Source organism: Methylotenera sp., assembly GCF_036401095.1.
Lineage (GTDB): Bacteria > Pseudomonadota > Gammaproteobacteria > Burkholderiales > Methylophilaceae > Methylotenera.
This window is the reverse complement of record NZ_DASWWA010000003.1, coordinates 36,176-61,171: the sequence shown is the minus strand read 5'-3', so window position 1 is coordinate 61,171 and position 24,996 is coordinate 36,176. Positions and strand designations below refer to the sequence as shown.

Below are 24,996 nucleotides of genomic sequence, written 5' to 3'. Positions count from 1 at the left end.
AACATTTAACTAGTAAGCTGAGTGAATAATGCGCAAACTGGAATGAAATAAATCTTAGTATGTGTAAATATGGCTAGACTTGAGAGCTTATTAAGGGAGACTTTAGAGGAAAATATTAGTTGGCAGTAAAGCAACTTAGCCTCATAACGCAAGGCTTACAAACAGTAGTTACGCCTCAACAAACACAGACTTAACGCACTAAAATAGTGCCGTAGCACTTATCTGAAACTATTTGATTAGTGGTAGTGAACAGCTAATTAACTTTGCAATATTGTCAAAAGCTGTGAAATAAGACGTAGTCACGTGCCCCACTCTTAACATTGAGTGTGGAACACGCAACTAGCAAGGGAGATAAGTAGTATGTGGCAGTATCAAACCGCTACGTTACCTACAGCCACGCGCACCAACTCATCGATTTTGGCAGTAATATTTGTTAGTTCACCCGCCACTACGGCAAACTCACGCCCAACCTCACCGGCACGTGCGGCTACAATTTGCGCATTCACCGACACAATGCGTGCCTGCTTGGCAATATTCTGAATACTGCTCATTAACTCATGATGCTGCTTGCGCTGTACCTTGGCATGCTTTTTAGATTCATCTTCATAAACTACAGTAATCCGATTAAGCAGCGCAACGATAGGCGTGGCTTGCTTACCCAGCTCATTAAGCAGGTCAGGAGCTGTGCGGAAGCCTGACTCACAAGCGCTGATTGCCTTCTCTACCAAATTGGTAAACTCAGTAATTTTTCTGTCGGCTTCAATTTCGCCAAAATAAACCAATCGCAGCTCTTCAAAAAACACACCTGGTAACTCACTGTTACCTTGCACTAGCGCCGCATGGCTTACCTTAAACAAAGCCAAGGCTTCACGCGCAGTTTCTAATGCGGTTTCGTGACCCATCGTTGAAAGCACAGCATTGAGCACAATACGCTGCGATAGCATACGTTGGCGCCCAGCTAGATTAATTAATGCACCAAACGTTTCTGCGCTGACCTCTGAACTAGTAATCTTAAAATGGTGACCTTGTGCAACCGAATGATGTTTCACGGTTTGATGAGGCTTTAAATCTGCTAACAAGATATTCTCCCTTTTTTATATTATTCACAATCAACGTCATCAGCATAGATACGCAGTACCTAAAGCCATACACATTTCAGTTTCATATAAGCAATTTCTATTCCAACCAATCTTAGACAGATTAATCAGTATTGATATCGTAATAAATGCTTTAGTAACTATCTAACATAAATATTTGTATATTGGTGTTTTGCTGGTTTTGATATAAATTCTCATCAGCATGACACTTACCAATCAAGATTCAACGCCTAACAGTTATACAGATAGCTTTCATCTCGCACGCAAGCTTAATCGGCACCATCACTTCTACCTAGGCCCAACCAACTCGGGCAAAACTTACCAAGCGCTACTGGCATTGGAGCAAGCAAAGTCAGGTGTATATCTAGCACCACTTAGGTTGCTTGCTATGGAAATCCGAGACCGTTTGGTCGCATCAGGCGTACCATGCAACCTGATAACGGGTGAGGAGCGCGTTATCATGGAAAATGCCCAGCACACGGCGTCTACCATCGAAATGATGAACGTGCATAAAGAGGTGGAGGTTGCGGTGATTGATGAAATTCAAATGCTGCAAGATCCAGATCGAGGCTCAGCTTGGACCGCAGCATTGGTGGGCGTTCCCGCTTCAACCGTTTACATCTGCGGCTCAAACGCAGTTACCGCACCTTGCGTTGCAACCATTGAAGCACTCAATGAAAGCCATGACATCACGCAGCTCGCACGTAAAACACCGCTGGTTTTAGAGCAGGAAAGCTTGTGTGGAAAGCATTACAGTCGCCAAAAGCTAAAGCCAAAATTACAAAAGGGCGATGCAATCATTGCCTTTAGCCGCAAGGACGTACTCACGTTTGCTGCCAGATTCCGCCAGTGGGGCTTTAGCGTAGCTAGTATTTATGGCGCGCTTTCACCTGAAGTACGCAGAACAGAATCCGAACGCTTTAACTCGGGGCAGGCAGATATTTTAGTGGCAACCGATGCCATTGGCATGGGGTTAAACTTGCCAATTCGCCGCATCATATTTGCAAATATTCATAAATTTGATGGCGTGGCATCCAGACTGCTTAATATGACAGAAGTGAGGCAGATTGCAGGTCGTGCCGGTAGATTTGGCATTTATGCCACCGGTTATGTCAGCGTACTGGAAAATGATGAGCTGATACATATAGAGCACATGCTCTCAACGGACGACACCGCTGATTTAAATAAACTGCCAGTCAATATCAACTTACAGCAAGTGAATAATATTGCGTACGAAATGCACACCAACAGAATTGCCGAAGTGCTCAGCTATCATCAGGAAAGAACACGTTTTACACATCCGCTGTTTGAACAGGCATCTTTATCCACACAAATCATACAAGCACTTATCGTGGACGAATATGCACCTAAAATGTCGCTAAAAGATAAATACATCTTCGTATGTGCGCCCATTTCACTCAATGTCGCATTTGAAAAAGACTACTACCTGCTTTGTTTAAAGAGTGTTGCGGAGTCTACAGTTCGGCATTTACCACCGGCACCAAGCTGGCTGGATGCACAAAACCCAAAACATTTAGAAGATGCAGAACTGCTCAGCCACAACCTCAGCCTCTACGCATGGCTGAGCTTTAAGTTTCCACAGTATTTTGTGGATGGTGCGCACGTAAGTACCTTGCGCTCACAGGTCAGCCGTCACATAGAGCGCGCATTGCTCACGCAGGCTGGCTACGGCGACACCAGCAGAGAGTTGGATTACCTAAATACCAGAAGAAGATACTAAGCGCTTTATTACGCCAGCGCTACCGTCTGCATATACTCAGGCACTACTACCTGCCAATGCAACTTCTCTTCTATATGGCGTCGCATCGCATCGGCCGCAACTGGCTCTCCATGCACGATAAAGGTTTTTTTCGGTGCGGATTCAAAGCCTGCTAGCCAATTCAAAATCTCAGAATAATCAGCATGCGCTGAAAGGTTGGAAATTAATTCAATATGCGCACGCACCGGTATATATTCCCCATGAATCTTAATACTCTCAGCGCCATCTAACATCGAAGCACCACGTGTGCCCGCCGCCTGAAACCCGACGAATAAGATAGTGTTTTTGGGGTTAGTAGCAAAGGCTTTTAAATGATGCACCACTCGCCCACCAGAGGCCATACCGCTAGCGGATAAGATAATCATAGGGCCTTTGGCTTCATTCAGGGCTTTAGACTGCTCTATGCTATTCACCACATGTGCCGTACTAAATAGGGCACTGCATTGCTCGGCACTTAAACGATGCTCACCATGATAAAGATTAAAAATCTCGGTGGCATCTACCGCCATCGGGCTATTTAAATAAACTGGAATATCTGCCGCAATTGCACCGGACTCTTTTAGCAAATAAATGTAATACAGTAACTCTTGCGCCCTACCAACTGCAAATACCGGAATCACAACAACGCCCTTGCGCTTTACCGTTTTATTAATAATGGCGGTTAATTTAACCTTGGGGTCGTCATTCTGGTGTAACCGATTACCGTAAGTAGATTCAATTAACAAATAATCCGCTTGCTTAATCCGTACCGGTGGACGCATCAAAATATCATTGGAACGCCCGATATCGCCAGAAAACAGCACTGAAGTTTTTTGGTTGTGAATCCTCACAAATGCGGATCCTAAAATATGGCCATTGGGTGAGAGCCTGAAGGTTAATCCATCGCCCAGATCGATATCTTGCTCAAAATGAACAGGAGTGAGTAAGCTCAGTGCATTTTCAGCGTCTTCTTTGGTATAGAGAGGTAATGCTGGATGGTGTTTAGAGAAGCCTCGGCGATTTGCATATTCAGCTTCCTCTTCCTGCAAATGAGCTGCATCTGGCAGCATAATCTTGCACAAATCTGCCGTCCCCTCGCTGCAATAAACTCTACCTAAAAATCCATTTTTTACTAACACAGGTAAATAGCCGCTGTGATCAATATGCGCATGCGTCAAAATCACAGTATCAATTTTGGCTGGATTAACTGGCAGTTTTGCCCAGTTTCTCAGCCGCAACTGTTTAAGCCCTTGAAACAAACCACAGTCTATCAATATTTGCCGATTACCACTTTTCAACAAATACTTAGAACCAGTCACGGTTCCAGTTGCACCTAAAAATGTGAGTTCCATAGAAGCTCCCTTTTAAATGAACACTGGGTACTGCATTAGTTAGTAAGTTTAATCTAAGGCAAGTTTCGTTTTAGCAAGTGCCGGATTGGTAGAGAAATACTTTTTTATCCCAGCCAGAATAGAGGCTACTAGTTTGTCCTGATAGGCTTCATCGTTAAGTCTACGCTCTTCATCCGGGTTACTGATAAATGCAGTTTCTACAAGAATAGAGGGAATATCCGGCGATTTCAGCACTGCAAAGCCGGCTTGCTCAACATGGTTTTTATGTAATTTATTAATCTCGCCAATATTGCCCAATACCGCTTTCCCCAGTTTCAAGCTATCGTTAATCGTGGCTGTTTGTGATAAATCCAATAAAGTCTTTGCAAGCAACGGATCTTTTACATTCAAACTCACGCCACCTATCAAATCCGACTCATTTTCCTTCTTCGCCAAATAGCGTGCACTGGCACTAGTTGCGCCTTTTTCAGACAATGCAAACACCGATGAACCACGCGCAGCCGGGTTTGTAAACGCATCTGCGTGAATTGAGATAAACAAGTCTGCTTGCAATTTACGCGCTTTAATCACACGCATATGCAGTGGGATAAAATAATCCCCATCACGCGTTAAAACACCGCGCATATTTGGGTCTTCATCTATTTTCGCCTTAAGCTTTTTTGCTATCGCTAAAGTAATCTCTTTTTCATGACTGCCTGTTGCACCCATGGCACCTGGGTCCTCACCACCATGACCTGCGTCAATCGCAATCGTGATCTGACGCAAACCTTTAGTAGTTGGCTTGTTCTCAATAACATCCTTCGCTGCATTAATTGGTGGCGTAGCAACAGGTGGAATGGTAACTTGCGGCGTAGTCTCAACCACATTACCAGCATTGGCTGCAGGCTTATTAGCACCTTGCTCAGCTTTAACCTCAGGGGCAACCGTTGTAGTTACTGGCGCCACCTCTGTGAGTGGTGCTGTTGTTACCGCTTGCGCTGTGTTTTTATTCGCACTAGCATCGGCAACAGGCTCTGCAGTATCACGCTGATCCAACATCGCCATTAATGGGTCTTTTGTAGGGTAAATATCTAACACCAAGCGGTGCTTGTAATCACCCGCTGGTGCTAAGGTAAATATTGCAGGCTTAACCTCAGATTTTAAATCCACCACCAGCCGCACCACTTTAGGTTTAAAGTTGGCGACACGAATCTTAGCAATATAGGGGTCAGTTTCTGAAACTTTCTCACCCAGCGCCTTAATTACGGTATTTAAATCAATGTCTTCCACATCCACAACCACACGCTCGGGGTCTTTCAGCACTGTCATTTTATACAGAATTGGTTTTTCGGCCTCGATAGTGATTCTGGTATAAACATCTGCAGGCCAGATACGCACTGCATTAACGGTATTAGCCTCTGCTATCGTGTTTGCAAACACTAAAGCCAAGCAGAATGTTAAGGATAGCAATGTAGAAAAATAATGTTTAATCATAAATTAGTTACATAATTCTTTAATATTTTTTACACAGATATGGGCTGGCAGAGAGTGGCCTACCAAACGCACATTGCGCCCATCTGGCTTAATCTCAAAGTAAACATCAATGTCTGGTGTCGGCAATATATGCTCGGCCTTTTCCGGCCACTCGATCAAGCACACACTTGCCGCATTAAAGTAGTCCCTAAAGCCTGCGGACTCCCACTCTTCTTCATCATTAAAACGATACAAATCAAAATGATAAAGATTTAACACACCTTGAACTGCCTCAATATTTTCGTAAGGCTCAACTAAAGTATAGGTCGGACTTTTCACCTTACCTGTAAAACCTAGGCCATGCAACAAACCTCTTACCAAGGTTGTTTTACCGGCACCTAAATCTCCATGCAGATAAATAGTGAGATTAGGGATAATTACTTTGCCTAAGGCCGCACCAAAAGCAAGCGTTGCCGCCTCATCGTCCAATTCAAGTGTAAAATTGTTATCCATGAGTAATTCTACTAAAAACTTTAGTGATCTGAGCCTTGCAATTAAAAATTGGGGGCTGGCGCTGGGCTTTAGTCAAATTGGCATTACAGACACCAATCTGCAAACTGCTGAATCTGAACATCAAGCTTGGATTGAAAAAGGTTTTCATGGTGATATGGATTATATGGCAAAACACGGTACTAAACGTACGCGCCCCCATGAATTAGTCCCGAATACGCAACGTATCATTTCCGCACGCCTAGATTACCTGCCACCGCAGGCCGAAAACAGCGATTCCATTTTGCAAGACAGTAGCAAAGCTTTTATATCACGTTACGCATTGGGCCGTGATTACCACAAAGTCATGCGCAATAAATTGCAAAAACTGTGTGAAAAAATTCAAAGTGAATTACAGCACTACCAGGTTGATCAATTTGAATACCGTGCATTTACCGACAGTGCGCCGGTACTTGAGGTTGCATTGGCAGAAAAAGCCGGCTTAGGCTGGCGCGGAAAACATACGCTATTGATTAACAAAAATCATGGCTCATGGTTCTTTTTAGGTGAAATCTACACCAACCTGCCATTAGCGGTTGATACTCCGGCCAGCAACCACTGTGGCAGTTGCAGTAAATGTATTGAGGTATGCCCTACGCAGGCAATTACAGCACCGTATGAGGTTGATGCAAGGCGCTGCATTTCCTACCTCACCATCGAGCTCAAAACCAGCATTCCCGTGGAATTCCGCCCTTTAATTGGTAACCGCGTTTACGGCTGTGATGACTGCCAGTTATATTGCCCATGGAATAAATTTGCAGAAATCACCAAAGAAACAGATTTTGCAGTCAAACACGGTTTAGATGACGTTAGCCTTATCGACTGCTTTAATTGGACTGAAGATGAGTTCAAATCAAAAATGGCGGGCAGTGCTATTTACAGAATCGGCTACCTACAGTGGCTTAGAAATATTGCGGTAGGTCTTGGCAATGCTGCAACCACGCCTGAGATTATCAATACACTCAAACAACATTTGCATCACGAAAATGAAATCGTTCAAGAGCATGTGCGCTGGGCACTGAGCCGGCATTTACCTTAACACTTACAATGCTAGATGATTAACCTTGATTAAAACAAATATTGCAGAATAACCATTAAGCCAATCGCTGCTGCATATAGTTATCAGCGCGTATTACAGAGCCAACATGGGTCAGGTACGACACCAGCATTGCTGCGCCGACCATACCAGCATGATCCTCCATAGTAGAAACATTCACATTAACCTTGCCACGTAAAGCCGGAATCAAATCTTGCTCCAACTGCTGCTGAAAAGACGGCGCCAGCAAAGCCCATGCACCACTCATGCCACCGCCGATGATAACCTCACTCACATCAATCACCTTCAGCATATGTGCCAACGCTTGCGCCAGTGATTTGCCAGCCAAGGCATAAGCCGCAAGGGCTGCCTGATTGCCGGATTCTGCAAGGCGCGCAATCTCGGCAGCACTAGATTGCTGCTGGGTCGCCTCAAAGTAGCTGATTGCAACACCACTGGCTGAGGCGTATTGCTCCATGCAACCTGAGTTACCGCAGCCGCAGCGCCTGCCATTTTCTTGCACGATGATATGACCTACTTCCATCGCCACTCCGTGTTGCCCCTGAAATGGTTGGCCATTTAAAATCAAGCCCCCACCCACACCTGTACCTAGCCCCAGGTAAATTAAATTGCTGACGCGCTGAGGATGCATTACATACTCGCCATAAGCTGCGGCGAGTGCATCATTTTCAGTGATGACAGGCAAACCGATAAGCGCACTTAAATCTGCACTTAAATCGACATTACGTAAGCCGGGGAAATTAGGAGACTGTAAAATCAGCTGCGTATCAGGTGCAATAAAGCCGGGGAATCCGATTCCTATGGCAGACACTTCTGGATACTTGGCAGCAACGGTATGAATCGCGTTTGCAATGGTGGAGAGTATTTGCTGCCATGCAAGCTCAGGCGCCTGCTGATGCAACTGACATAAGCTGGAAAAATCCGCCTGAAACCGCACCTCCTCCAACAAGCGCGGTTTAACTAAGCCGGCAGTATCAACCTCTACCACCCCTAAACGTAGATTAGTACCACCAACATCAATCCCGATTAAAATAGGCATTACGGTTACCGCCCAGTACGCGCAATGGCGGCTCGAATCGAATTCTTTTGTTGCGACGTTAACTGCGGCCAACTAAAACGCCAATGCCAGTTACCGCTGATAGTGCCGGGCGTATTCATACGGTGGTGACCATTCAATTGCAAGATATCTTGCATGGGCACAATTGCTAATAACGCTTTAGTCTCCAGCGCCATATCGATCAAGTCATTTGCCATATTCGGCACATAGCCCTCAGCATGGGTTGCAACTATGTAACCATGCAGATTCCCACGCTGATAATCGTCTAGATTGCTATACCAGCTTAAAGTCGTATCGTTATCATGCGTGCCAGTATAAACCACGCTATTTTCTGAAATATTTTCAGGTAAATAAGGGTTGTCACTCGCACCGCTAAATGCAAATTGCAGAATCTTCATGCCCGGCAAATTGTATTTCTTGCGCAAGGCATCCACTTCTATCGTAATGATGCCTAAATCTTCCGCAACCAGATTGATTTCTGGCAAAGCTTGCTTAATCGCACCTAGCAAGGCGTCACCTGGCGCTAATACCCATTCGCCGTTAATTGCAGTATCTTCTGTTGCCGGGATCTCCCATGCCGCCTCCAACCCTCTAAAGTGGTCGATACGTACAATATCGAACAACTCACTTTGTGTCGCCATGCGTGATATCCACCAAGCAAAATCATCTTGCTGCATGGCATCCCAATTGTAATGTGGGTTACCCCAACGCTGCCCGGTCTCAGAAAAATAGTCAGGCGGCACACCAGCCACTACGCTCACTGTTTTATCGGCGTTAAGTTTGAATAAATCAGAATGCGCCCAGACATCGGCACTGTCATAGGCAACAAAGATTGGAATATCGCCAAATAAAGCGATATTTTTTTCGGTAGCGTACGCTTTTAGCGCAAGCCATTGGCTAAAAAATACAAACTGTGTAAATTTAACCACGGCAATTTCATGTGCAAGCTGCACTTGCACCTGCTTCAATGTTTTCTTATCGCGATTTTTATAAGGCTCTGGCCAATAGTTCCAGCCAGCTTGATTAAAGTAATGTCGTAAAGCAAGAAACAAAGAAAAGTCATCTAACCAGCTTGCCTGCTTTTTACAAAAACGGGCGAACGCTTGGTGCAGTTTTTTATGTTCAGGCACACTTTCAGATTGTTGGCTGAAGTTAAGATAAGCCAGATTGAGCAAATCTAATTTACTGGTAATTAAACCAGCGCAATCTTTATTTGTCAGCAGCCCCTGCGCCTGTAGCGACTCTAAACTAATGAAATCAGGGTTACCTGCGTGCGCGGACAAGCATTGATAAGGAGAGTTATCAGCATGCGGCATATTGATAGGCAAGGTCTGCCAGACTTTAGCCCCTATTTCATGCAAGAAATCAACAAATCGATAAGACTCAATGCCTAAATCACCCGTATAAAAAGCACTCGGTAACGAACTGATATGTAATAACACACCGGCTTGACGATGATTTAAAAGCGATGCTTGAGTCTGTAACGTCATAAATACCTACTTAAAATTAAAGGCATTGAAACTTAAAACTGTACTAAATCATTCCTGTCCACGGCGCATTGTGCCAGCGTTATCTGCATTACCGCCACCGGCACTGATTCGATGATGTAGCGCGTCTGGTATGGGCTGACCCAGCAGTTTGTATAAATTAATCAAATTGCGGCGGTACAGCTGGTCGAAGCTAGCAACACTATCGGATGAGTTGTAATCGCCAAACCACCAAAACCAATCTGACCCTTCACAAATCGCCAACTGCCGCTCGGCGGCCTCACGTTGCTGCTTACTTAGGTTATTTTTATCGAGTACCGTGTCGTAGGTTTTTTTGGCGGCACAAAGCAAATCCCAAGCTAAATTCTTATCTTTACTGCCAATCCAGGTACTAAAGGTGCCGTACACCCAGCTACCCGCAGCAATCTGCGGCAATATAGGGGCAGATAATCCCTCATTCACCGCATTAGCAGATTGATACATATCAACAATATCACTAAAAGTGGTCATGACAATGTCAGGGTGATTTGCTAACACTTCATATAACTCACTCAAAAAGTAGAATCCATTGTAGGGGAAGTACTCCCAAGCATTTTCTCCATCTAAAATCACACTGACTATTTTAGATGTGCTGCCATGATTGCTGGCATGGATATGCTCCAAGGTCTGAACAAAATCAGTCACGGCATCATGCGTATGCATTTTTGCGTATTCAAAGCCAATTTTGTCTGAGAGCTGATCATCTCTGAAAAAGCACAAAATATCACTCTGCCCGTTCGTCACCCGATACGGCTGATACAAGTAATCTTGTTTGTTATCTGCATTCAACTCTGACTTCAACAAGCTATTTGCCAATACACTCTGACCAGTCGCTGCCCAATCCACGCTATGCTCAGCCATTAAAGAAAGTGCCGCGTGCGAAACAGCCCCTTCAGCCGGCCACATACCGCGAGGAGTAGCACAAAAATAGTGCTCATGCGCCTTTTTGGCAGACAAAATATGCGCAACAGAGCGACTTTGACCACCAGCATATCCCTTACTTTCAGGTAAAGGTGCATCAGGCATTGCATCCAAAGTAGATTTAAAATCTAACAATAAAGGTAGTATCGGGTGATAATAAGGTGTAGTGGAAATTTCAATTTGGTCACGTTGCATCAATGCTTTATAACGCGGAATTAAATCAGAAATGGTTTCTGCAATCACACCATACAGTTGCACACGCTCTTCATGGGTAAACAATACACCTTTAGCCATCAGGGTTTGTACAATAGGGTTAGTGCGGCGTAAGCTTTCACCGCACCACGCTAGGTGATACCAAACCAGCAGGTCTGCTTTATATTGCCCAGATAAATAGTGGAACTGATCGTTAGTCATCATCGGCTCTACCAGCTGATACATTTGCAACAAGCGCTGGTAGTGCGGGAACGGACTCAACATTTTTTCGTGGTGACTCTTAAAGCAGCTTTGCACAATCAAATGACATTCACTATTGCTAATGTCAGTTAGGTTTTCTTTAGTGAGCAAAGCGAGCAATGGGTCGCGAATCTTGTTCTCTTTAATTTGCTGAGCGTAATCCTCTAACTGCTCTAATAAAATAGGCACAAAGTTAAAAGTCACGCGGGCTTTAGGGTTCACCTCAAGGTGATACGCCATATCGCTGTAATCTTTTATGGCGTGTAAATATGTCCATGGCAACACATATTCGTTGGTTACCAGGTCGCGATAATCCGGCTGATGCATATGCCAGTACAGATTAAGATATAACTTTGGACGAGCAGTATTCACTTCAACAAAAACCTTAAACATTAGTAATTAAAACAACAAAGCAACCGCACACCGCAAGCATGCATGCATGGCTACACTACTTACACTAAACTACACGATATAAATCTTGACCCAGCATATCTGGCGTCACCAACACTACACCTTTTTCTGACACATAGAAGCGCTCAGCATCCAATGCCAGATCGACACCAATTTGCATACCTTCAGGAATCACGCAACCTCGGTCTACCACCACATTATTTAAAACAACATGACGGTTAATCACTGCCTTAGGCAATATTACTGAGCCTTCAATGGTGGCGTAACTATGCACCCGCACATCTGAAAACAACACTGTATTACTAATGCATGAGCCACTAATCAAGCAACCGCCAGAAACAAGTGAGTCAGTTGCTTTACCAGTGCGACCTTCATCCCTAAACACAAACTTAGCCGGCGGCAATTGCTCTTGATAAGTCCAGATTGGCCATTCTCTATCATATAAGTTAAGCTCAGGAATCACTTTCGTTAATTCCATGTTCGCTTCCCAATAAGCATCAATCGTACCAACATCACGCCAATAGTAATTGCCGTTTTGCGCACCAACACAACTATCAGTAAATCGGTGTGCCTGAACTTTATATTTTTTAATGATGTATGGAATAATATCGCCACCAAAATCGTGGCTAGATTTAGATTCACCAGCATCGCGAATCAGCTGCTCGTACAAGAATTTTGCATTGAAAACGTAAATACCCATGCTCGCAAAAGCTTTTGTTGGGTCACCAGGCATATGTTTAGGATTAGCAGGCTTCTCAGCAAACTCCACCACTCTATCAGTATCGTCTACGGCTAATACCCCAAAGCCTTTTGCATCTTCTAACGGTACATTAATGCACGCTACCGTCATATCAGCATTGTTACGTACATGGGTCGCTAACATCTTGCCATAGTCCATTTTATAGATATGGTCACCAGCGAGAATCAGCACATATTCAGCTCCACCTTCACGCAAAATATCGATATTCTGATAAACCGCATCCGCAGTACCTTTGTACCATTCTTCAGATATCCGCTGTTGCGCAGGGATAATGTTAACGTACTCATTAAACTCACCGCGCAGGAAACCCCAGCCACGCTGGATGTGTTGAATTAAGCTTTGGGCTTTATATTGAGTTGCTACGTTAATACGGCGAATGCCTGAGTTAACGCAATTAGAGAGTGGAAAGTCAATAATTCTAAACTTACCACCAAACTGAACAGCAGGTTTTGCACGCCAGTCCGTTAAGCTTTTTAAACGGCTGCCTCGACCACCCGCTAAAATCATCGCGACGGTATTTTTGGTTAAGGTACTAATAAAACGATCTGAACTTTGGTCTGCTTGTCGTGCTTGCGACATGATGCCCTCCTGAAGTTTGTATAGTTACTTAAGTTACGCTAGCCGGGCACACTAGCTTATTTTACGTACGACTACTGTCGTTTACATTATAATCAGCTTAAAGCACTATAATCTAGCTAAATGTAGTGCAAAAAACACAAATAAAAGCTAAAGACCTTAAAATTATTAGGGATGTCATATTTTGTTAAAATCTAAATCAATTCAGACAACATCTAGAGCTTATACCAACGCGCTGCACCGCATTCTAGAAGCACGCCATCACGACCCTTTCAGCTTTTTAGGACTTCATGCAATTAAAGTTGATGAACGTCAGCTTTATGCCTACCGCGCATTCTTGCCGTACGCCACCAGCGCAAAACTGAAAGTTGGTAAAACTTGGGTGGATTTAGAAAAGACACATCAAGATGGCCTGTTTGAATACATTAGTGAAGTTGAACTGACCACACCATGCCAGCTGCAAATTACAGCTGGTACACAAGCTTACGAAACGCACGACCCTTACACATTTAACTCAAGCATTACCCAAGATGAACTGTATCTGTTTGGCGAGGGTCGCTTGAAACTTGCGTACAAAACACTGGGTGCACAATGCATCACTCAAAACAATATTGCAGGTGTTCGCTTTGCAGTTTGGGCGCCGAATGCAGAGCGCGTCAGCGTCATCGGCAGTTTCAACCAATGGGATGGCCGCATCCACAGCATGCGCACACACGGTTCTAGCGGCGTTTGGGATATATTTATTCCAAACCTAACTACCAGCGACACTTATAAATTTGAAATACGCAATCGACATACAGGCAATATTCTCGTTAAAACAGACCCTTATGGTTTTGAGTTTGAACCAAGGCCAGGCACAGCAACAAAGATCAGCTCCAGCAATCACCAATGGGAAGACAAGAAATGGCTAGAAGCACGTAAAAAACGTGATTGGCTACACGCACCATTCAACTGCTACGAAGTACATCTGGGCTCTTGGCAACGCAACGATAAAGGTCACTTTCTCACTTATCGTGAGCTAGCAAAAACATTGGTACCGCATGTAGTTGCAATGGGCTACACGCACGTAGAGTTGTTACCTATTTCAGAACACCCGCTCAACGAGTCATGGGGCTATCAAACCACGGGCTACTTTGGCGTCACCAACCGATTTGGCTCACCAGATGATTTGCGCTTTTTAATCGATGCGTTCCATCAAGCCAATATCGGTGTGATATTAGACTGGGTGCCAGGACACTTTCCTAAAGACGATTGGGCACTTGCTCGCTTTGACGGCACTGCGTTGTATGAACACGAAGACCCACGTCTAGGCGAACATCAGGACTGGGGTACTTATATATTTAACTACGGCCGCAACGAAGTCCGTAACTTTTTGATTAGCAATGCGTACTTCTGGTTACAGGAATTCCACATCGACGGTCTACGTGTAGATGCAGTAGCCTCTATGCTTTATCTTGATTACTCTCGCAACCCAGGTGAATGGCTACCAAACAAATTTGGCGGCAGAGAAAATCTAGATGTGATTGACTTCCTAAAACAACTCAACATCATGGTGGGTGAAGACTTTACTGGCGTACTCACCATTGCAGAAGAATCCACAGCATGGCCGATGGTATCGCGCCCGGTATATCTGGGTGGGCTTGGTTTCAGTATGAAATGGAATATGGGCTGGATGAATGACACCCTGTCTTACATTGAGAACGATCCTGTCCATAGACGTTACTACCACGACAAGCTGACTTTCGGTCAACTCTACGCATATTCAGAAAACTTTGTTTTACCGTTCTCACATGATGAAGTCGTGCACGGCAAAAAATCTTTACTGGACAAAATGCCGGGCGATGCATGGCAAAAGTTTGCTAACTTGCGCTTACTAACCACTTACCAAATGACCTCTCCAGGCAAAAAACTAAACTTCATGGGAAATGAGTTTGGGCAAGGCCGTGAATGGAATGTGAACAGTAGTCTAGATTGGCATTTGCTTAACGACAACAATCCGGGCAGCAAATGGCACAAAGGTATTCAACAACTGCATACCGACCTCAATCGTATTTACAAAGAGGTGAATGCACTACATACCTTAGATTTTGAATCGCACGGTTTTGAATGGATAGACTGCCACGATACAGAACAATCAATTATCAGTTACGTAAGACGCGGATTAGACAATAGTTTTGTTATAATAGTGCTAAATTTTACACCCGTGTTGCGTAATGAATACCGAATTGGTGTTCCACAAGCCGGCAGCTATTTAGAAATATTTAACAGTGATGCAGATTGCTACGGTGGCAGTAACAAGGGTAATGGCGCGGGTCTACACACAGAAAACATACCATGGATGCATTATGGTCAATCAGTGGTCATCACGTTGCCACCATTGGCAGGTATAGTTTTAAAAATACAATAACCTATTGAAAATAAATTACTAAAATAAATGGCTAGTCTTAACAAACACCCAGTATGGCAATCACTTTGCCAACATCAAGAAAAAATAGCATCACTCCATATGCGCGACATGTTCGCCAATGATGCAGATCGCTTTAGCAAATATAGCCTTAAATTCTCCGACATACTGCTTGATTACTCTAAACATCGTATTACAGATGAAACACTGCCACTGCTGTTTCAAATGGCGCGTGAAGCCAATGTAGAGCAATGGCGCGACAAAATGTTTAGCGGTGAAAAAATCAACATTACAGAAAATAGAGCGGTATTGCACACTGCGCTACGCAATCGTGCCAACACACCTATCATGGTAGATGGCCATGATGTGATGCCTGAAGTTAACGCAGTATTAGCTCAAATGCGCGAGTTTTCAGACAAGGTACGTAACGGCACCTGGTTAGGCTACACAGGAAAACGTATTACTGACATCGTTAATATTGGTATTGGCGGCTCAGACCTTGGCCCAGTAATGGTATGTGATGCATTAAAACCATATGCCAGTCCGGATCTAAAAGTACACTTTGTGTCTAACATTGATGGTGCTCATTTAATGCGTGCGTTAAATGTTTGCAACCCAGAAACCACACTTTTCATTGTTGCATCAAAAACATTCACCACCCAAGAAACCATGACTAATGCGCACTCTGCACGCGCATGGTTCTTAAACGCAGCAAAAGATGAAGCTCATGTGCCTAAGCACTTCGTAGCACTCTCTACTAACGCTAAAGCGGTACAAGATTTCGGTATCGATACCGCAAATATGTTTGCATTCTGGGATTGGGTGGGCGGTCGCTATTCATTATGGTCTGCTATTGGCTTATCAATCGCGCTATACGTAGGCATGGATAACTTTGAAGACTTACTTACCGGCGCTTTTGAAATGGATGAGCATTTTAAAAATGCACCATTAGAACAAAATATGCCAGTGATTATGGCGTTGGTGGGCGTTTGGTACAACAACTTCTTCCATGTGGATTCACAAGCGATCTTACCTTACGACCAAGGTTTATCACGCTTCCCTGCTTACCTACAGCAAGCGGATATGGAAAGTAACGGTAAGTTTATTTGCCGCGATGGTAGCCGTGTCACTTACAAAACAGGCCCTGTGATTTGGGGTGAGGCTGGCACTAATGGTCAGCACGCATTCTACCAACTGATACACCAAGGTACACAAATTGTGCCGGCTGACTTCTTGATTCCAGTACACAGTCACTACAAAGTAAGCAGTAATGGTTACGCGCACCACAAAATTCTGCTGGCAAACTTCTTGGCACAGACACAATCACTGATGCTGGGTAAAACTACAGAACAGGCGCGTGCCGAGCTAGAGAAGCAAGGTTTATCAGGCAAAGCGTTAGAAGAGTTGTTACCACACAAAACCTTTGAAGGTAACCGCCCTACTAGCTCCATCTTGTTTGATAAGCTAACACCAAACACCTTGGGTAAACTGATTGCACTTTATGAGCATAAAATTTTCGTCCAAGGCATTATTTGGGATATCAACAGCTACGATCAATGGGGTGTTGAATACGGCAAACAAATTGCACAGCAGATTCTGCCACAACTGACCAACGATGAAGTGGTAGGCAACTACGACAGTTCAACCAATGGTTTAATTAACTATACCAAAGCGCTTAAACCTGACTAAAAGCACGGCTAATCCATTTAAATTAAAATAGATTAGCCGCAACTTAAGTTTAGTTTTATTTGCTATGATAAAAGCCCAATGACTCATGTTATTGGGCTTTTTTGTTGTCAACATTGAGCACTCTTAACCATAAAACATAGCGAGCAGATAATGGCAAACCTTGATAAATATCGTGTGAACCCTAAAAAATTCTCGCTTAAAGACTTTGATACTAAAGATAAAGCTGAACGTAGTGGCAGCAAAGAAGAAAATGAAGAAGCACTTTACGAGTTAGCAAGCGAAATCAATGCCTATCAGGATATCCTACATGCGGAAGGCAAGCATAAAGTACTGCTGATTCTGCAAGGCATGGACACTAGCGGTAAAGATGGCACAGTGCGCCATGTATTCAGAGAAACTGACCCCCTAGGTATTCGCGTCGCCAGCTTTAAGGCACCAAGTGGCGAAGAGCTGGCACACGACTATTTATGGCGCGTCCACCAACAAGTACCTCGTACTGGTGAACTGGTAATTTTCAACCGCAGCCATTATGAAGACGTACTGATTGTTAAGGTGCACAAATGGATTGATGAGTCGGAATGTGAGCGCAGGTATAAGCAGATAAACGACTTTGAGCGTCTTTTAGCGGAAACAGGCACTACTATCATCAAGTGCTATTTACATATTTCAAAGCAGGAGCAAAAAAAGCGCCTGCAAGAGCGCTTGGACAATCCAACTAAAACTTGGAAATTTAACCAGGGTGACCTCAAAGAGCGTGAGTTGTGGCCAGATTACATCGACGCCTATGAACAAGCTCTTAAAGCGACATCTACAGAGCATGCACCTTGGTATATCGTACCGGCTGATTCAAAAACCAACCGGAATCTTTTAATTTCTAAACTATTGTTAAGCACACTGAAAAAACTAGATTTGAACTATCCACCAGTGCCGGATGAGTTCAAATCTATTGTTATTAATGATTAACGTAATCTGATTTGACCAGAATCAACCAATTGTTTTGAAAGCACTTCACCGATTGCAGCACTGGCACTGGCGCCGATACGCTTAGCAATACGGCTAGCAAAATCATCTTGGTAGGTAAAATCTACAATATCTTCTTGCTTGATGACTTCACGCGCAACATACTCGGCACTGCCCATACCATCAGCTAGACCAAGTTTAATACTTTGTTCACCACTCCAAAACAGGCCACTGAAGGTTTCAGGCGTTTCTTTTAAACGTGTGCCTCGTCCTTGGCGTACCACTGTCTTAAATTGCTCATGAATTTCATTGAGCATCGCTTGTGCTAACTCTTGATGATGTGGGTTCACTGGTGAGAATGGGTCAAGCATGGCTTTATTTTCACCTGCTGTCATCAAGCGGCGCTCTACCCCCACTTTTTTCATTGCCTCAGTGAAACCATAGCCATCCATCAGTACACCGATAGACCCAACAATACTGGCCTTATCCACGTAGATTTTATCTGCTGCAGCCGCAATATAATATCCACCGGACGCACAAATATCTTCCACCACAGCATATACTGGAATGCTAGGATGCAGTTTCTTTAGCCGTCTAATTTCATCATTGATAATGCCAGCCTGAACCGGGCTACCACCTGGGCTATTCACTCTTAAAATAATACCCTTAGTGCCTTTGTTATCGTAAGCATCTTTCAAACTTGAGATCACCGCATCCGCAGTAACGTCACCACCAGCCTGAATAACGCCATTAATCTCAATTAATGCGGTATGTGCTTCAAACGATTTTTTATCGCCGCCAAACACACCCAATAAAATCAGCAGCAGAATAAGAACATAGCCAAACGTCAGTGACTTAAAGAAAGTACTCCAACGTCGCGCTGTTTTTTGCTCACTAAGTGCAGCTGTCGCCAATTTCTCAATAACATTACGCTGCCAAGCACCATCATCTGCTGCAGATGGATTAGGCTTACTGCCCGAGTCAATACTTTCGGTATTGGTGCCTGCTGTATATTGATTTTGCTCAGTCATTTATTTACTCACTTGTCATTGATTTTATTTAGAAATAGACGCTATATTGATCATTATTTTTTGATTCTGTTCAATGACCTCAATCGGTTTTAAACTTTTACCTTTGCATGGCCCCAGCACACAAAAGCCATTATCAGGGCGGTAATGTGCACCATGTGTGGCACAGATTAAATAATCTCCCTGTGCGGTAAAGAAATCGCCTTCGTTCCAATCCAGCTCTACAGAAACATGCGCACACTGGTTCACATACGCATAAGGTAATTGATTAAACCTCACCACAAACCCTGTTGCAAACTCACCCAGCGCTGGCAATGGAAACCTGATGCCTTTGCCGCCATCCTGCAATGCAGTACTGTCAATCACTATCATATCCTGCTCTATGTGCATACTGCTAACTCTCTAAGCTTCTTCTAACAACCACTGACGTAAATCTGCAAATGCATCAAATTGCGCAATTGGGTCTAAATGCTGCCAGTGCTCTGCGGGCTGCGCCCCATAAGTAACCCCAACGGCACTAACACCGGCATTTTTAGCCATCTGCAAATCATAGCTAGTGTCACCAATCATTAAAGTACGCTCAGGTAGCACCACTAAATTATCCATCAACTCATCTAACATCTGTGGATGAGGCTTGGAAAAGCACTCATCAACTGTGCGTGTGGCATGAAACTGCCGGCTCAAGCCTGCATGTTCCAAAGCCAAATTCAGGCCTCTACGTCCTTTACCAGTTGCCACCGCCAATTTAAAGCCTCGCTTATTTAGCTCAACAATGGTGTCAGCAGCACCAGAAAACAAGAGTATCTCGCTCTCTTCTGCATAATAATTAGCATTGTATTGAGCCGCAAGTGCCTGCGCCTGCGTAGCGGGGATATCCCCATATAGCGCTTGAATCGACTCACGCAGACCTAGACCAATAATTCCGCTCGCTGCTTCACGTGAGATTGCAGGCAACCCTACCTGCTCTGCGGCCTTTAAAATGGCATTGACAATCATGCCGGTAGAATCCGCTAGCGTGCCATCCCAATCCCATACAATTAAATCAAACTTCTTTGGCATTACCACTTACTCTTTCTCTAACTTTAATAAAAATTTATTTAACTCTGGCGGCATTGGTGCGATTAGCTCAAGCCTCTCGGCAGTTAAAGGATGACGAATTTTAGTCACTGACGAATGTAAAAACATACGTTTGAGACCATGCTTAGTTAAAAACTTATTTAAGTCAAAGTCGCCATACTTATCATCACCAACAATCGGGAAGCCCAAATGCGCCAATTGCACACGTAACTGATGCGTTCTACCGGTCACCAGCTGCGCTTCTAATAAGCTGAATTTACCCACTGCTGAGCTGTTAAAGTTCTTAAGCAATCGGAACATAGTTTCTGAAGTTTGGCGCTCACCAAACTTATCTTTAGAAACATCAGTCACTACATTGACGCGGCGCTCACCGTTAGGCAGCACGTATTTCTGTAAATCCAGCACCACACGCTTTTTCGGTTCCAGCCATTCGCCTTGCACCAGCATCAAATAGCGTTTGTCGGTTTGGTTATTACGAATCGCCTCATGCAGCGCCACCAATGCACTTCTTTTCTTAGCCAACATCAGCACACCAGATGTTTCACGGTCCAAACGATGCACCAACTCTAAAAACTTAGCGCGCGGGCGCTCCAAACGCAATTGCTCAATGACGCCACGACTAATGCCACTGCCACCATGTACGGCAAAACCGGCTGCTTTATCAATCACCAGCATGGCATCATCTTCATAAATAATCGCCTGCTCAAATTTTGAGGTAGCTGGTACCGCAGACTCTGTTTTTTCAACTGCGGTTGAGCGTGTAGGCGGCACCCTCACCACATCACCCAAACTTAAGCGGAAATCTGCATTAATGCGTTTTTTATTCACGCGCACTTCACCACTACGCAAAATGCGGTAAACATGGCTCTTAGGCACGCCCTTTAAGGTCTTGGTCAGAAAGTTATCAATGCGCTGACCCTCGCTTGCTTCGTCTACGGTTAAAAATGCAGCAGCAGATTCACTCACTGTTGATACTGGATTGCCTTGCTCATGTGTAATTAAATTGTTCATGCTTTGCTTAAATGGTTGATGTAGCTTATACTTTGCGAGTTCTTATGAATTTAACAATTTAAATCACAGTTAAATTCTTGATAAGAATAGAATTATTGAATATAAATACATCTAATCAAGACAATTACTTGCACTTGATGTGTTTGTTAATAATAGTGACAACTAAATACTTGGTTAACACCGCTCGCCACATTATAAAGTAGCGGTAAGTAAAAATTAGCGCTCAAGCCGCCGCAGACAAATAAACATAAAGCGCGACTTAAAGTGAAAAGTTAAATTTGGCCTATTATTTAATCAGCTCATAAGCCATTAAATAATTTAAACAAATTAGAATTTACTAAAGATAGAATTTTAACGAATTTAAGCTGCAACTGGCAGAATACTTCGCCACATTTAAGCATAAATTTAACAATAAGTTTGCTTTAACGAACAAATAAACATGTTTTTGCACGTGTTGCATCTGCTTAAACAATAAAACTAGACGATTCAATCTGACGCAGTCCTATTGACCGAAGTGATGAATCTCTATGTATAGGGTGTGCGTAATACCTAGTGTGTATAGTCACTAAAAGCACGGTTATCCACCCATGTCTTTTCAATAAGACTTCGTTAACTTGCACCATTGTTACATTGCAAATCGTTAATGCCTCAAGCTCATCATTACACTATGAGCTTGATTCAAAGGCTTAATTCATCTGACACACTGTGTCTCTTTTGGTATTAATTCAGCGACTTCACTTTAAATACAGCTTTCAAAGCATTGCATCACTTTATGCATTGTGTCTGCCCGCCTTGCTACGCTTAGGAGCAAACAATGAAACGCATGTTATTTAATGCAACGCAATCTGAAGAGTTACGCGTTGCGATTGTAGATGGGCAAAAACTCATCGATTTGGATATTGAACACGCAGGTAAAGAACAACGTAAAAGCAATATTTACAAAGGCGTGATTACACGTATCGAGCCTTCTTTAGAAGCCGCTTTTGTGGATTACGGCCAAGACCGTCATGGTTTCTTACCATTTAAAGAAGTAGCGCGCAGCTACTACAAAGAAGGCGCTGATGGCCGCGCACGCATTCAGGATGCGTTAAAAGAAGGTCAAGAACTAATCGTTCAAGTAGATAAAGATGAGCGCGGCAACAAAGGCGCTGCACTAACCACATTTATCTCTCTAGCTGGTCGTTATTTGGTGTTGATGCCAAACAATCCACGCGGAGGTGGTGTATCACGTCGTATTGAAGGTGAAGACCGCGACGAACTACGTGACGTATTAGCACAGCTTGAAGTACCAAAAGGCATGAGCATCATTGCACGCACTGCCGGTATTGGTCGTAATGCAGAAGAGTTGCAATGGGACTTAAACTACCTGACACAGCTTTGGTCAGCCATTGATGGTGCCTCAGCAATGCAGGCAGGCGCTTATTTAATCTACCAAGAAGGTAGCTTGGTGATTCGTGCAATCCGCGATTACTTTAGCTCAGACATTGGTGAGATTTTAATCGACACTCCTGATATTCATGAACAAGCGGTACAGTTTATGAACCACGTAATGCCGAGCAATGTGGCACGCGTTAAGTTGTACCAAGATGAAATCCCGCTGTTCACACGCTTCCAAATCGAGCACCAAATTGAATCAGCATTTGCACGTGAAGTGCGTTTGCCATCTGGCGGCGCGATTGTGATTGACCATACAGAAGCTTTGGTTTCTGTAGACGTTAACTCTGGCCGTGCAACACGTGGTAGTGATATTGAAAACACTGCTTTCAACACTAATCTAGAAGCGGCTGAAGAAGTTGCGCGCCAATTACGTTTACGTGACTTAGGCGGCTTGGTAGTGATTGACTTTATTGACATGGAAAGCCAACGCAATCAACGTGAAGTAGAAAATGCTTTACGCGATGCCCTACATGCAGACCGTGCACGTGTACAAACTGGCAAGATCTCACGCTTTGGTTTACTAGAGCTTTCACGCCAGCGTCTACGCCCGAGTTTAGGTGAAACGAACCATATCCCTTGCCCACGCTGCCACGGCACTGGTCATATTCGCGGTATTGAATCAACTGCGCTACATATTCTACGCATCACACAAGAAGATGCGATGAAGGAAAACAGCGCGATTATTCAAGTGCAGTTACCAGTGGAAGTTGCTACATTCTTGCTCAATGAGAAACGTGCTGACATCCATAAGATTGAAGAGCGCATGGGTGTAGAAGTGGTGTTGATTCCTAACATCCATCTTGAAACACCGAACTACAACATTATTCGCATCAAGCATGACGATGTGAACGAAGACACCAGCAAAGCTAGCTACCAAATGGTAGAACTGCCTTCAGAGACAACTTATGTAAGCAAAGCGGCTGAAGAAGCGAAAGCGGTAAAACCTGTTGCTGCAGTTAAAGGCATCACACCAGCTGCGCCGGCACCGATGTCAGTGGAGAAGGTTGAACCTAAACTATCGCTATTCGCTAAAATCAAGAAATTCTTGGGTCTAGGTGAAAAGTCTGAAGCTGAAAAAGCTGCTGAAAAATCTAGCGATGCACGTCGTGACCATCCTCGCAACAACCGCAACCGTAACGAGCGCAACCGCAACCGTAACGAGCGCAACCGCAATGAGCGTGGCGATAAAAACGTAAACCAAGAACGTGCGCCGAAAAATGCAGAGCAAAAAACGCAGGAGCCTCGTCAAGCTGAAAGTAGACCACAAGAGCAACGTCAGCAAAAACCACAGCATCAGCGCAATGAAAATCAGCGTCAAGATAATCAACGCCAAGATCAAAGAAACCAAGATGCTGCACGCAATGCTAATCAAGTAAACGCTGGTGAAGCTTCTGCAAATGACTCTACAGAACAACGTAGTGAACGTAGCAGCCGTCGCAACCGCAACAACCGTCGCAACCGTCGTGACCGTGATGAAAACGCAGCGCCGCGTGACAACACCCGCGCGTTTGTGCCGAACGATGAAGCTAACGCAGCAGCAAACAATGTAGAAGTTGCAAATGTAGTGACGAACACAGAACCAGCTGCAGCGGTAAACAACAATATAGCGGCGAAACCTGAAGCTGCACCGGTAGCCAAACCAGTAGTTGAAATCGCAGAAACTAAAGTTCAAGAGTCTGCGCCGCAAGCTGCTGCAACCCCTCCGGCAGTAGAAGTGATTGAAGCAAGCATAGCACCGGTTGAGAAAGAGGCTAAAAAATCTAAACCACAAAAGAATGCCGCGAACAAAGCTGCAGCTAGCGGCAAAGAATCAGCGCCTAGCGAAACCCAAGCTGCGGATGAAGCAACGGTAGAGGTGGCTGAAAAGGCTGAGAAAAAACGCCCTGCACGTTCACGCAAGGCAAAAGCTGAGCCGAAAAAAATCGACCTAGCTGACTCAGGCTTACAACTAGTTGAAACCAAAGCTGATGCTGCAACAGCAGTAGCTCCAGTTGAGGTTGAAAAACGTAGTCCGCGTAAGCCAGCTTCTTGGCAAAAAGATAGTAAAGAAGAGGCAAACAGTGAGCCTCTAGTGATGGTAGAAACACAGAATAAATAATTCTGTAAAACCAAATAATCATGTAGTTTGAAACATAAAGCCCGATTAGTCGGGCTTTATGTTTTTATAGCACGCAACCTAAACTTGTATAACTATTTATCTACAATCAAGCAGCTAGAACCAAGCCTATGGCTTGCCTTGAGCACGCGATACATAACAATTTATTTACAAATTGCAAGTAAAAAAATCATTAAAAATCGTTAATTTTCATCAAAATAATGATTGACTTATACACACTAAATCGTACGCCAACCTCAAACAGATAAAAAACCTATACAAATCAACACAAAAAATGCAACTTATTGATTTATATAAGTTAATT

18 protein-coding genes are annotated in these 24,996 nt (G+C 44.0%); 6 read left to right on the top strand and 12 right to left on the bottom strand.

Annotated features, from left to right (window positions below; translation table 11 throughout):
- Positions 1–371: 371 nt before the first annotated feature.
- Positions 372–1,079, bottom strand: coding sequence for a type IV pili methyl-accepting chemotaxis transducer N-terminal domain-containing protein (locus VGD82_RS02120; protein ID WP_331018816.1), 708 nt, complete (start codon positions 1,077–1,079; stop codon positions 372–374).
- 220 nt (positions 1,080–1,299) lie between these two features.
- Between VGD82_RS02120 and VGD82_RS02115 the strand changes: the two genes are divergently transcribed.
- Positions 1,300–2,838, top strand: coding sequence for a helicase-related protein (locus VGD82_RS02115; protein WP_331018815.1), 1,539 nt, complete (start codon positions 1,300–1,302; stop codon positions 2,836–2,838).
- 8 nt (positions 2,839–2,846) lie between these two features.
- On the opposite strand, the gene VGD82_RS02110 is transcribed toward VGD82_RS02115, so the two are convergent.
- Genes VGD82_RS02110 through tsaE form a run of 3 tightly spaced genes read right to left on the bottom strand, consistent with a single transcriptional unit; the run spans position 2,847 to position 6,173 of the window.
- Complete coding sequence (locus VGD82_RS02110; protein ID WP_331018814.1) at positions 2,847–4,208, bottom strand: MBL fold metallo-hydrolase; 1,362 nt, start codon at positions 4,206–4,208, stop codon at positions 2,847–2,849.
- Between the two features lie 48 nt (positions 4,209–4,256).
- Complete coding sequence (locus VGD82_RS02105; protein ID WP_331018813.1) at positions 4,257–5,681, bottom strand: N-acetylmuramoyl-L-alanine amidase; 1,425 nt, start codon at positions 5,679–5,681, stop codon at positions 4,257–4,259.
- 3 nt (positions 5,682–5,684) lie between these two features.
- Complete coding sequence (gene tsaE / locus VGD82_RS02100) at positions 5,685–6,173, bottom strand: tRNA (adenosine(37)-N6)-threonylcarbamoyltransferase complex ATPase subunit type 1 TsaE (RefSeq protein WP_331018812.1); 489 nt, start codon at positions 6,171–6,173, stop codon at positions 5,685–5,687.
- Between tsaE and queG the strand changes: the two genes are divergently transcribed.
- Positions 6,172–7,248, top strand: coding sequence for a tRNA epoxyqueuosine(34) reductase QueG (queG, locus tag VGD82_RS02095; protein ID WP_331018811.1), 1,077 nt, complete (start codon positions 6,172–6,174; stop codon positions 7,246–7,248). The two genes, tsaE and queG, sit on opposite strands and share 2 nt — an antisense overlap.
- Before the next feature lie 55 nt (positions 7,249–7,303).
- Here queG and VGD82_RS02090 read toward each other — a convergent pair whose 3' ends face one another.
- The 4 genes from VGD82_RS02090 to glgC all read right to left on the bottom strand — a co-directional run bounded on the left by VGD82_RS02090 (position 7,304) and on the right by glgC (position 12,973).
- Positions 7,304–8,305: an ROK family protein gene (locus VGD82_RS02090; protein WP_331018810.1), complete on the bottom strand. Its 1,002-nt coding sequence runs from the start codon at positions 8,303–8,305 to the stop codon at positions 7,304–7,306.
- A 5-nt stretch (positions 8,306–8,310) separates the two neighbouring features.
- Complete coding sequence (gene malQ, locus VGD82_RS02085; protein ID WP_331018809.1) at positions 8,311–9,813, bottom strand: 4-alpha-glucanotransferase; 1,503 nt, start codon at positions 9,811–9,813, stop codon at positions 8,311–8,313.
- A 48-nt stretch (positions 9,814–9,861) separates the two neighbouring features.
- Positions 9,862–11,616, bottom strand: a complete 1,755-nt coding sequence (locus VGD82_RS02080) for a glycoside hydrolase family 57 protein (protein ID WP_331018808.1) — start codon at positions 11,614–11,616, stop codon at positions 9,862–9,864.
- 64 nt (positions 11,617–11,680) lie between these two features.
- Positions 11,681–12,973 (bottom strand): glucose-1-phosphate adenylyltransferase, encoded by a 1,293-nt coding sequence (gene glgC, locus VGD82_RS02075; RefSeq protein ID WP_331018807.1) that lies wholly within the window; start codon positions 12,971–12,973, stop codon positions 11,681–11,683.
- A 181-nt stretch (positions 12,974–13,154) separates the two neighbouring features.
- On the opposite strand from glgC, the gene glgB reads away from it, so the two are divergent.
- From glgB to VGD82_RS02060, 3 genes are all read left to right on the top strand, one after another.
- The gene (gene glgB / locus VGD82_RS02070) at positions 13,155–15,377 is read left to right on the top strand and encodes a 1,4-alpha-glucan branching protein GlgB (protein ID WP_331018806.1); all 2,223 of its coding nucleotides are present in this window, start codon (positions 13,155–13,157) and stop codon (positions 15,375–15,377) included.
- A gap of 27 nt (positions 15,378–15,404) precedes the next feature.
- Entirely contained in the window at positions 15,405–17,063 is a 1,659-nt protein-coding gene (gene pgi, locus VGD82_RS02065) for a glucose-6-phosphate isomerase (RefSeq protein ID WP_331018805.1), read from the top strand.
- A gap of 150 nt (positions 17,064–17,213) precedes the next feature.
- Positions 17,214–18,026 carry a polyphosphate kinase 2 family protein gene (locus VGD82_RS02060; protein WP_331018804.1) on the top strand — a complete coding sequence of 271 codons (813 nt, stop codon included), beginning with the start codon at positions 17,214–17,216 and terminating at the stop codon, positions 18,024–18,026.
- Here the strand turns inward: VGD82_RS02060 and VGD82_RS02055 are convergent.
- Genes VGD82_RS02055 through VGD82_RS02040 form a run of 4 tightly spaced genes read right to left on the bottom strand, consistent with a single transcriptional unit; the run spans position 18,023 to position 21,139 of the window.
- On the bottom strand, positions 18,023–19,054 hold the full coding sequence (locus tag VGD82_RS02055) for a S49 family peptidase (RefSeq protein ID WP_331018803.1): 1,032 nt from the start codon (positions 19,052–19,054) through the stop codon (positions 18,023–18,025). The genes VGD82_RS02060 and VGD82_RS02055 overlap by 4 nt on opposite strands.
- Before the next feature lie 24 nt (positions 19,055–19,078).
- Positions 19,079–19,441 (bottom strand): Rieske (2Fe-2S) protein, encoded by a 363-nt coding sequence (locus VGD82_RS02050; RefSeq protein ID WP_331018802.1) that lies wholly within the window; start codon positions 19,439–19,441, stop codon positions 19,079–19,081.
- A 12-nt stretch (positions 19,442–19,453) separates the two neighbouring features.
- Positions 19,454–20,110, bottom strand: a complete 657-nt coding sequence (locus tag VGD82_RS02045; protein ID WP_331018801.1) for an HAD-IIIA family hydrolase — start codon at positions 20,108–20,110, stop codon at positions 19,454–19,456.
- 6 nt (positions 20,111–20,116) lie between these two features.
- Positions 20,117–21,139, bottom strand: coding sequence for an RluA family pseudouridine synthase (locus tag VGD82_RS02040; protein ID WP_331018800.1), 1,023 nt, complete (start codon positions 21,137–21,139; stop codon positions 20,117–20,119).
- 814 nt (positions 21,140–21,953) lie between these two features.
- On the opposite strand from VGD82_RS02040, the gene VGD82_RS02035 reads away from it, so the two are divergent.
- Positions 21,954–24,674 carry an Rne/Rng family ribonuclease gene (locus VGD82_RS02035; protein ID WP_331018799.1) on the top strand — a complete coding sequence of 907 codons (2,721 nt, stop codon included), beginning with the start codon at positions 21,954–21,956 and terminating at the stop codon, positions 24,672–24,674.
- The last annotated feature ends 322 nt before the right edge of the window (positions 24,675–24,996 follow it).